Below are 9,850 nucleotides of genomic sequence, written 5' to 3'. Positions count from 1 at the left end.
GTCGGCGGCGCGGGCGGCCGAGGTGCTGGCCGCGGATCTGCGGGCGGGCGCCACCCCGGTGTCGGCGCTGACGGCCGCGGCGGAGGAAGCAGGGGAACCGTTGGCCGGGGCGCTGGCGGAGGCGGCGTCGCGCGCGCGGCTGGGCGGATCGGTCGCGGGTTCGCTCGATCGCGCGGTGGACGAGGCTCCTGCGATGACGGAGCTGCGCAGGCTCGCGAGGGCGTGGCACGTCGCGGAAACCCACGGGCTGAGGCTGGCCGACGTCATCGACCACGGGCGCGGGGACATCGCGGCTCGCCGGGCGCATCGGTCGCGGACGGCGGCGGCGTTGGCGGGGCCGCGGGTGACCATGCTCATCCTCATGGCGCTGCCGGTGTTCGGCGTCGCGATGGGCCAGGCGCTCGGGGCGGGGCCCGTCGGGTTCCTGGCCTCCGGGGGACTCGGCGGCGTGGTGCTCATCGTCGGGGCGGGGCTGACCTGCGCCGGAGTGCTGTGGGGCACCCGGATCCTGGCTGCGGCGGAGGGCACCCGATGACCGTCGCTCTGTTGCTGTGCGCAGCCGTCGCGCTGATCCCCATCGGGGCGCGGGCGAGCGAGCGCTGGCCGGAACTGGCGCGGGAAAGCCATGGGGAACCGCAGGCGCATCAATCGGGATCCGCCGAGGATTCGGCAGCGGGGCCGCGGGCGGTGACGTGGATTCGCGATCGGCTCGGCGGCGGCACACGGCCACCGGATCCCATGCGGCTGCTCGACGCGGCGTCGTCCCTCGATCTTCTCGCCGCGTGTTTGAGCGCGGGCATGCCGCCGGGGGATGCGGCCGCCGCGACGGCGTCGGCGGCGTCTCCGCGCCTGTCCGGTCCGCTTCACGACGTCTCGGTGCGCATTTCCCTTGGCGTCGCGTCTCCGTGGAAGGTGCTCGAGCAGGTGCCGGAGCTGGCCGATCTCGTCGCATTGGCCAGGCGTTCCGGCGATTCGGGGGCCGCGATGTCCGCGGGCGTGGCGGAGCTGGCCGTGGCGCGCCGGGCGGCCGCCGGCGATGGGGCGGAGGCGACGGCGGAACGGGCGGGAGTGCTCATCGCCGGACCGCTGGCGCTGTGCTTCCTGCCGGCCTTCGTGGTCCTCGGGCTGGTGCCGACGATCGCCGGCCTGGCCGACTCGATGCTCGGATCGCTGACGATGGGGCCGACGTGACGGGCGGCGCGACGAGAAGCGGGGACATGGCACGTGCGCGCGGACCTCCTACGAGGGATCCGGCCACCCTCCATCGACCGGCCGATCCGGTTCAGTCAGGTCGCCCGGTGCCGACCAGCCACGCCGGTCCAACCAGTTCACCCAGTCCAACCAGTTCAACCAGTCCAACCAGTTCAGGCCAACCATCACATTTCGCCGTGCCCGATTCGGGCACGCACTTCCAGGAGGAACCATGTCCAACCTTGATCCCGACATCTGGCTCGAGAATCCCTTCGACGGCTCCGGCGCCGACTCCGACGACTGCATCGACTGCATCGAATGCGTCGGTGGCGGTGCGGCGGGAGGCGCTTCGGACAATCCTGTCGCCCGGCTGTTCCACATCCTGCGCGGCCGCGCATTGGGCCTGTCCGGCGACGACCGTGGCATGAGCACGGTCGAATACGCTCTGGGCACCGTCGCCGCGGCGGCGTTCGGGGCGCTGCTCTACACCGTGGTCACGGGCGGCCAGATCACCGACGCACTGACCGACATCATCGAGCGGGCGCTGAACACCCAGTGATCCGCCGCGTGCGCCGCTTGCTCGCCGACGACGACGGGCAGGCGACCGTCGAGACGGCTTTCGCCCTGTCCACGCTCATCGCGGTGCTCATGGTGGCGCTCGGCGCGATCGCGGTGGTGGCCACGCATCTCGCGGTCACCGATGCCGCCGGGCACATCGCCCGTGCTGAGGCCCGTGGCGACGCGGCCGCGGCGCAGTCCGCGCGGAGCGCGGTCTCCGGTGCCTCGGTCAATGTCACGGCGCGTGCGGACGTGGTCGAGGTGACCGTGACCAGGCGTCTTCCGCTTTACGACGTCACCGGCCGCGCCACCGCCCTGGCCGAACAATGAGCAGTCGAACAATCAGCGGTCGAACATCGAGCAGGCGGACGATGAGAAGGGGAAGTCTCCGCCGGATGCTCCGCGATGAGCGGGGATCGACGACGGTGACCGGTGCGTTCATCACCGCTCTGGTGCTGGCGTTGACCATGGCGGCCATCCACGCGGGAGCGGGTTTGGTGGAGCAGCGGCGCACGTCGGTTGCCGCGGACTTGGCTGCGGTGGCCGGTGCCGTCGACGCGCAACGAGGGGGAGGGGGATGCGAGGCGGCCGCCGACGTCGCGGACGCGAACGGCGCCGCAATGACGGGGTGCACCCGCGATGGGGAAGACGTGCAGGTCACCGTCTCGTGCGGAGAGCGTTCCGCCGTGGCCCGGGCCGGACCGGCAGCCGACGACGCGAGCGGCGGAAACGAGAGCGAGGGAGGTGAGGCCGAAGGCTGATGGCTGCTCGGGGCCGCCACCATGCGGCCGCCGCGAGCCGGCCGCTACTCGACCGCTGCGATCGGCAGGTCGTGATCGTGGGCCCAGCGCAGCACAGTGGCGCGCTTGCGGCCGCGGAGGTACTGCGCCAGGGTTTCGGCGTCGGTGGCGCGGGTCAGGTCCGCCAGACGGGAGTGGAAGTGCGGCTCGAGAGCGGCGACGGCCACCCAACCGTCCTCGACCTCGTACAGGCCGTAGGTGGGCACACCGCCGCCGAGCAGCCCGCCCTCGGCGGTCATGCCGTGACGGTGGCCGGCCGCACCGGCGTCGGCCGCCTGACGCAGGCCGACTCGGGCGTGCCCGCCGTGGCCGGTGACCGAGCGCCGCACCAGCAGCGCCAGTGCCGCGGTCACGGCGCGCTCGGCACCCAGCAGATCGCCGAGCAGCACCCGCGGCATCGTCGGCGGGGTCAGCGTGCCGGCCGCGGCCTGGTACGTCAGGTCGTGGCCGGGGTGCTCCGGATCCTCGGAGTCGCCGACGATCTCCACGTGGCACAGGTGCTGGTGCTCCTCGACCGCGTCGGCGATGCCCATGCGCGCCAGCGCGGACGGGCGGACGGAAGTGATGAGGACGTCGGCGCCGTCGAGAAGCTCATTGATTCGGGCCCGGCCGGAACCCGACTTCGCGTCGACGCGCTCGACCGTCGCACCCTGCGCCATCTCGCCGTACCAGGACGGGCACCACGCCTCCAGCGAATCGCCCGTCGGCGGCTCGACCTTGATGACCTCCGCGCCGAGCATCCCCAACCGCGCCGCGGCCCACGGGCCGGGCACGTTGACTGCGAGGTTGAGGACCTTGAGGCCCTTCAGGGCATTGGCGGGGATCTGGTCGGCGTCGATCATGTTTCAGAATCCTAACGGCCACCGGGTTCGGTCGCCGCACGGGACCGGCCAAGGGGGAACCCGGTGGAATTCCGGCTCGCGCGGGGGCCGGAACGTCGTCATGCAATGGGGAGCCGGACTCGCACGGAGCGTGCCCCGGACCTGCCGCCAGTCAGTCCGCCAGCGCGGCCGCGAGCCCGGACAGCACCTTGATGGCGCCGGCCTTGTCCAGGGGCTCGTTGCCGTTGCCGCACTTGGGCGACTGGATGCACGACGGGCAGCCGGCCTCGCACTCGCAGGCGGCGACGGCGTCGCGGGTGGCGCGGATCCACGCGCCAAACGTCGCGAAGCCGCGGTCGGCGAACCCCGCCCCGCCGGGGTGACCGTCGTAGACGAACACCGTCGGCTGGCCCGTGTCGATGTGCAGCGCCGTGGACACGCCGCCGATGTCCCACCGGTCGCACGTCGCCACCAGCGGCAACAGTCCGATCGCAGCGTGCTCCGCCGCATGCAGAGCGCCGGGTACGTCGGCCGTCTCCACGCCCCACCGGCGCAACACCGCCGGCGACAGGGTGTATGCCACGGCGCGGGTCTCCAGCACCTCCGGCGGGTAATCGAGTTCGACGGAATCAAGCACCTCGCCCGACGGCAGCCGCCGCAGATACGACGTCACGCGGTGCTCCACCTCGACGTCGACGGACGCGACCTGGATGCCCGGCGCCACGTCGCGCACGACGCCGACCTCGAGGATCCGGATGTCGGTGTCCATCCGCGAGTGCGTCGACCATTCCGGATCCTCCGGGTGCGCCAGCGCCAACAGCGAATCCAGGTCCAGGTGGTCGATGACGAAACTCTCGCCCCGGTGCAGGTACACCGCGCCGTCGTGGATCTGCTGCATCGCCCGGCCGACGTCGATGGTCCCGAGCAGGCGGCCGTCGGTGCCGTCGACGATGGCGACGTCCTGCCCGCGCCCGCCGCGCAGATCGACCGCCGCGTGTGCCCCGGACATGCGCGGGCCCTCGTCGCGGTCGGTGGGGTACCAGCGCTCGCGCCGCTTGCGCAGCCAGCCGTCGTCGGCCATCTGCTTCGCGACGCCCACCGCACCCCACTCGGCCAGCAACTCATCCGTCAGCGGCAGCTCGACCGCCGCGCAATAGACGTGGCCGCGCAGGACATGGGGGTTGGCGGGGTCGAACACGGTCGCCTCGACCGGCCGGCCCAGCAGGGCCGAGGGGTGGTGGACCAGGTAGGTGTCCATCGGATCGTCGCGGGCGACCATGATCACCAGCGCACCCTGGCCGCGGCGGCCCGCGCGCCCGGCCTGCTGCCAGAACGACGCCACCGTCCCGGGGAACCCGGCCTGGACCACGGCGTCGAGGCCACCGACGTCGATGCCCAACTCCAGCGCGTTGGTGGTGGCCACGCCGAGCAAGTCGCCGTCGTCGAGGCGGCGCTCGATGTCGCGGCGATCCTCGGCCAGGTAGCCGGCGCGGTAGGATTCGACGCGGGCGGCGACGTCCGCCCGGCCGCGCTTCTCCAACCGTTCGCGGACCCCCAGCGCGATGGTCTCCGCCGAGCGCCGCGACCTGGTGAACGTCAATGTCCGCGCACCGTCGGCCAGCAGGTCGGCCATGATGTCGGCGGCCTCCGTCACGGCCGGCCGGCGCACCGGGGCGCCGTTTTCGCCCTGCAGGTCCGGCAGCAGTCCCGGCTCCCACAACGCGATGGTGCGCTCGCCCACCGGGGCGCCGTCGTCGAGGACGGCCGCCACCGGCTCGCCGATCAATCGCGCGGCCTGGTCGGCGGGGTCGGCCGTCGTCGCCGACGCGAACACCACGGTCGGCTCGGCGCCGTAGTGGCGGGCCATGCGCAGCAACCGCCGCAGCACCAGCGCGACATTCGCGCCGAACACTCCGCGGTAGGCGTGGCACTCGTCGATGACGACGTAGCGCAGCTTCCTCAGCACCCGCGCCCACCACTGGTGCCGGGCGAGCATGCCGATGTGCAGCATGTCCGGGTTGGTGAAGATCCACCGCGCGCCTTCGCGCACCGCCCGGCGCACGTCCTTGGGGGTGTCGCCGTCGTAGGACGCCACGGCGACGGGATGGGGGCCGACCGTCGCTTCGCCATGCCCGGCACCTGCCCCGGCACCTGCACTACCCGCGGCCCCTCCCCGCACTGCACCCTCGCGCCCCCGCCGCACCGCGTCGACGGCGATTTCCCGCGCCGCGGCGAGCTGGTCCGCGCCCAGCGCCTTCGTCGGCGACAGGTACAGCGCCGTCGCCGCGGGATCGGCCATCAGCTCGGAGAGCACGGGCAGCAGGTAGCCCAGCGACTTGCCCGACGCGGTGCCCGTCGCCACCACGCAATGCCGCCCCGCCCACGCGTGCGCGGCGGTTTCGGCCTGGTGGGTCCAGGGCTTTTCGATGCCCCGCTCGGCCAGCGCCTCCAGCAAATGCGGCGGCGCCCACTCGGGCCAATCGGCGGTCTTTCCGACCCGCGGCGGCAGATCGGCGACGTGCGTGACGGTCGCGCGGGGGTGGGCCGACATCACGGGTTCGAGAAGTTCCCGGCCGAAACCATGCACCTGACCACCCCCTCTGTCGTTTTCGCCGACTTTTGCGGCGTCGCTCGATGACGTTCGTCTACCCCGAAAGCAGAACATTCTGGCGATACGTGGCAGACTGACGGATTGAATCGTCGTCTGTAAGGCGGCGCGCTCACGTCCAACAACCTAAAGGGGTACATCAACAATGGCACAGGGCACCGTTAAGTGGTTCAACTCGGAGAAGGGCTTCGGGTTCATCGCCCCGGCCGACGGAGGCAACGACGTCTTCGTTCACTACTCGGAGATTCAGGGTTCCGGTTTCAAGACCCTCGAAGAGAACCAGCCCGTCGAGTTCGAGATCGGCGAAGGCCAGAAGGGCCCGCAGGCCCTGAACGTCCGCGGCCTCTAAATCTCGGCACATCTACATCGGTTGTGGGCGTTCGCGCCTGAGCTGAACAGACGCCGGCCCCGCTGAAGGCAAGCGGAGCCAACGGCCCGTCGCACGGATCCACCCTCGGGTGGCCGGGCGACGGGCCGTCGTCATTTTCCGGCCTTCTCCGGCTTTCCCGGCCGTTTTCCCGCAATTGCGGTGCTCCTTCTTATTGCGGCGGTCCGGGTCCGCGGTTTTCGCGCTTGACGACGATCCGGCGCCACGGTGGACGGATCGTCGCAAAGCAAAAGCCGAAAAATTCCCGCGGTGCCGCCCGCCCCCGAAAAACGCAGGTCACGCACTGGTGAGGGGAGACTCATGACCCCCGTGAGGGGGATTCCGGTCACACCCCTATTCGACTGCACCACGTCACCGCATGTGTACGGTGTCCCTTTAGATTCAGGTGAAGGCAATGCGCCCGACCTGGGGCCCGGCACGAAGGGCCTCGAACCGACCCCGAAAGTTGCAGGGCAGATTCCAGGTGGCAGACGACAAAGGCACGAAGCGACTCGTCATCGTCGAGTCGGCGACGAAGGCTCGGAAGATCCAGCCGTACCTGGGCGACGACTACATCGTCGAGGCGTCCGTCGGCCACATCCGCGACCTGCCCCGCGGCGCCGCCGACATCCCGGCCAAATACAAGAAGGAATCGTGGGCCCGCCTCGGTGTCGACGTGAACAACGGCTTCCAGCCGCTGTACCTGGTCAGCCCGGACAAGAAGAAGAAGGTAGCCGAGCTGAAGCGGCTGCTGGCCGGCGTCGACGAGCTCTACCTCGCCACAGACCCCGACCGCGAGGGCGAGGCCATCGCCTGGCACCTGCTCGAAGTGCTCAAGCCGAAGGTGCCCGTGCGGCGCATGGTGTTCCACGAGATCACGAAGCCGGCGATCCTCGAGGCCGCCAACAACACCCGCGAGCTCGACCAGAACCTGGTCGACGCGCAGGAGGCCCGCCGCATCCTCGACCGCCTCTACGGCTACGAGGTCTCGCCGGTGCTGTGGAAGAAGGTCATGCCGCGGCTGTCCGCCGGCCGCGTGCAGTCCGTGGCCACCCGCGTCATCGTCGAGCGCGAACGCGAGCGCATGGCGTTCATCTCCGCCAGCTACTGGGACCTTGACGCGACGCTGGACACCGGGTCCGAGCCCGCCGACCGCACCCAGCCGCGCCGCTTCGACGCCCGCCTGTCGGCCGTCGAGGGCAAGCGCGTCGCCGCCGGCCGCGACTTCGACGACCGCGGCCAGCTGAAGAAGCCCGAGGGCGTCACCGTCCTGCGGGAGGCCGATGCCCGTTCGCTTGCCGACGGCCTGACCGGCGCGACCCTGCAGGTCGCCTCCGTCGAGGAGAAGCCGTACACCCGCCGGCCCTACCCGCCGTTCATGACGTCGACGCTGCAGCAGGAGGCCGGGCGCAAGCTCCACTACACCTCCGAGCGCACCATGCGCATCGCCCAGCGCCTGTACGAAAACGGCCACATCACCTACATGCGAACCGACTCGACGACGCTGTCGAAGTCGGGCATCGAGGCCGCCCGCCGCCAGGCGTCGGAGCTCTACGGCCGCGAGTACGTCGCCGACGCGCCGCGCCAGTACCAGCGCAAGGTCAAGAACTCGCAGGAGGCCCACGAGGCCATCCGACCCGCCGGCGAGCGCTTCGCCACGCCCGGCGAGCTGGCCGGCGCACTGGACGCCGAGGAGTTCAAGCTCTACGAGCTGATCTGGCAGCGCACCGTCGCCTCCCAGATGACCGACGCGCGCGGCACGTCGATGAAGGTCATCGTCGCCGGCACGTCCGCGACCGACGGCGGCGACCGCGCCGTCGAGCTGTCGGCCACCGGCCGCACCATCACCTTCCCCGGCTTTCTGAAGGCCTATGTCGAGGTCTCCGAGACCGGCGACGGCCGCAAGGTCGCCGACAACGCCGAGCGCCGCTTGCCGCGCCTGGAGTCCGGCCAATCCCTCGGCGTCGATTCCGTCTCGCCCGAGGGCCACGCCACCAACCCGCCGGCGCGCTTCACCGAGGCGTCGCTGGTGAAGAAGATGGAGGACCTGGGCATCGGCCGCCCGTCGACGTACGCGTCGATCATCAAGACCATCCAGGACCGCGGTTACGTGTACTCGCGCGGCAATGCGCTGGTGCCGTCGTGGGTGGCGTTCGCCGTCGTCGGCCTGATGGAGAGTTCCTTCGCCGACCTGGTCAACTACGACTTCACCTCGGACCTGGAGGATGAGCTCGACGAGATCGCCGCGGGTTCCGAGGACCGGACGCGCTGGCTCAGCGGCTTCTACTTCGGCGATTCGGACGAGAACGGCTCCGGCGGCGCCGACGTCATCGCGGCGCGCGGCGGCCTGAAGAACATCATCGACGTCAACCTCGAGGCCATCGACGCCCGCCGGGTCAACTCGCTGCACATCTTCGACGACGCCGACGGCAACCCGATCGTGGTGCGCGTGGGCCGCTACGGCCCGTACCTGGAGCGCGTGCGCCCCGGTGCCGGCGAGTCGGGCGCGGATCTGGTGCAGCGCGCCAACGTGCCGGAGTCGATGACCCCGGACGAGCTGGACCTGGAGACCGCCGAGAAGCTGCTGGCGATGCCGCAGGGCGGCCGCGAGCTGGGCCCGAACCCGGCCAACGGCCGCATGATCGTGTCCAAGGACGGCCGCTACGGCCCGTACGTCACCGAGATCGTCACCGACGAGGAGAAGGCCGGTGTCGAGGTCAAGGCCGAGGAGATCGTGGCGGAGGAGCGCGCCGCGGAGGACGCCCAGCGCGCCGCCGACGGCATGCGCAAGAAGAACTGGGACACCAAGACCGCGGAGAACCAGAAGGCCAAGCGGATCGCGGAGATCGTCGAGGAGACGCTCAAGCCGAAGACGGCGTCGCTGTTTGCGTCGATGGAACCGTCCACGGTGACCCTGGAGGAGGCCCTGAAGCTGCTGTCGCTGCCGCGCGAGGTCGGTACGGACCCGAGCGACGGCGAGACGATCACGGCCCAGAACGGCCGTTATGGCCCGTATTTGAAGAAGGGCTCGGACTCGCGTTCGCTGTCCTCGGAGGAGCAGCTGTTCACGGTGACGCTCGACGAGGCCCGCCGCATCTACGCGGAGCCGAAGCGCCGGGGCCGCGCCGCCGCGAAACCGCCGCTGAAGCAGCTGGGCGACAACGACGTCTCCGGCAAGCCGATGAGCGTCAAGGACGGCCGGTTCGGCCCGTACGTCACCGATGGCACGACGAACGCGTCGCTGCGCAAGGGCGACAACCCAGAGACGCTGACCGACGCGCGCGCCAACGAGCTGCTGTCCGAGCGCCGCGCCAAGGAGGCCGCCACCGGTGGCCCCGCGGCGAAGAAGGCCGCCAAGCGCACCACCAAGAAGTCGACGAAGAAGACCGCCAAGAAGGCGGCGAAGCGCACCACCAAGAAGTCGACCAAGAAGACCGCGAAGAAGGCCACCAAGAAGTCTTAGCGCGCTCTTCCCCGGTTCACCGCGGCCGGCCCGGATCCTTCC

General features: G+C 70.8%; 9 protein-coding genes. 7 read left to right on the top strand and 2 right to left on the bottom strand.

The genetic code is table 11. The features are described 5' to 3' along the window. The 5 genes from GX015_RS07955 to GX015_RS07935 form a co-directional block, all read left to right on the top strand. Positions 1–535 (top strand): type II secretion system F family protein (locus tag GX015_RS07955; protein WP_291344186.1); only part of this gene is annotated, 535 nt, incomplete at its 5' end. Further along, the gene (locus tag GX015_RS07950) at positions 532–1,191 is read left to right on the top strand and encodes a type II secretion system F family protein (RefSeq protein WP_291344183.1); all 660 of its coding nucleotides are present in this window, start codon (positions 532–534) and stop codon (positions 1,189–1,191) included. The genes GX015_RS07955 and GX015_RS07950, both read left to right, overlap by 4 nt. A 370-nt stretch (positions 1,192–1,561) precedes the next feature. Continuing rightward, the gene (locus tag GX015_RS07945) at positions 1,562–1,750 is read left to right on the top strand and encodes a DUF4244 domain-containing protein (protein ID WP_291344188.1); all 189 of its coding nucleotides are present in this window, start codon (positions 1,562–1,564) and stop codon (positions 1,748–1,750) included. An 8-nt stretch (positions 1,751–1,758) separates the two neighbouring features. Further along, complete coding sequence (locus GX015_RS07940) at positions 1,759–2,079, top strand: TadE family type IV pilus minor pilin (RefSeq protein WP_291344182.1); 321 nt, start codon at positions 1,759–1,761, stop codon at positions 2,077–2,079. Positions 2,080–2,144: 65 nt separating this feature from the next. Further along, a complete protein-coding gene (locus tag GX015_RS07935) occupies positions 2,145–2,510 on the top strand; it encodes an Rv3654c family TadE-like protein (protein ID WP_291344180.1) in 366 nt (121 codons plus the stop codon). A gap of 44 nt (positions 2,511–2,554) precedes the next feature. Here GX015_RS07935 and GX015_RS07930 read toward each other — a convergent pair whose 3' ends face one another. Next, positions 2,555–3,391, bottom strand: coding sequence for a CoA transferase (locus GX015_RS07930; RefSeq protein ID WP_291344178.1), 837 nt, complete (start codon positions 3,389–3,391; stop codon positions 2,555–2,557). A gap of 151 nt (positions 3,392–3,542) precedes the next feature. Then, positions 3,543–5,921: a DEAD/DEAH box helicase gene (locus tag GX015_RS07925; protein ID WP_291344187.1), complete on the bottom strand. Its 2,379-nt coding sequence runs from the start codon at positions 5,919–5,921 to the stop codon at positions 3,543–3,545. Between the two features lie 202 nt (positions 5,922–6,123). Here GX015_RS07925 and GX015_RS07920 point away from each other — a divergent pair, with 202 nt between their 5' ends. Beyond that, positions 6,124–6,327: a cold-shock protein gene (locus GX015_RS07920; protein WP_048743413.1), complete on the top strand. Its 204-nt coding sequence runs from the start codon at positions 6,124–6,126 to the stop codon at positions 6,325–6,327. A 502-nt stretch (positions 6,328–6,829) separates the two neighbouring features. Beyond that, complete coding sequence (topA, locus tag GX015_RS07915; protein ID WP_291344176.1) at positions 6,830–9,808, top strand: type I DNA topoisomerase; 2,979 nt, start codon at positions 6,830–6,832, stop codon at positions 9,806–9,808. Positions 9,809–9,850: the final 42 nt, after the last annotated feature.

The organism is Corynebacterium sp. (assembly GCF_012837295.1).
Lineage (GTDB): Bacteria > Actinomycetota > Actinomycetes > Mycobacteriales > Mycobacteriaceae > Corynebacterium.
This window is presented reverse-complemented; position numbering and strand designations above follow the sequence as displayed.

Coding starts and splice junctions, on each gene's coding strand:
- GX015_RS07935 (WP_291344180.1), top strand. CDS start 2,145: ATGCTCCGCGATGAGCGGGGATCGACGACGGTGACCGGTGCGTTCATC.
- GX015_RS07950 (WP_291344183.1), top strand. CDS start 532: ATGACCGTCGCTCTGTTGCTGTGCGCAGCCGTCGCGCTGATCCCCATC.
- GX015_RS07920 (WP_048743413.1), top strand. CDS start 6,124: ATGGCACAGGGCACCGTTAAGTGGTTCAACTCGGAGAAGGGCTTCGGG.
- GX015_RS07925 (WP_291344187.1), bottom strand. CDS start 5,921: ATGTCGGCCCACCCCCGCGCGACCGTCACGCACGTCGCCGATCTGCCG.
- GX015_RS07930 (WP_291344178.1), bottom strand. CDS start 3,391: ATGATCGACGCCGACCAGATCCCCGCCAATGCCCTGAAGGGCCTCAAG.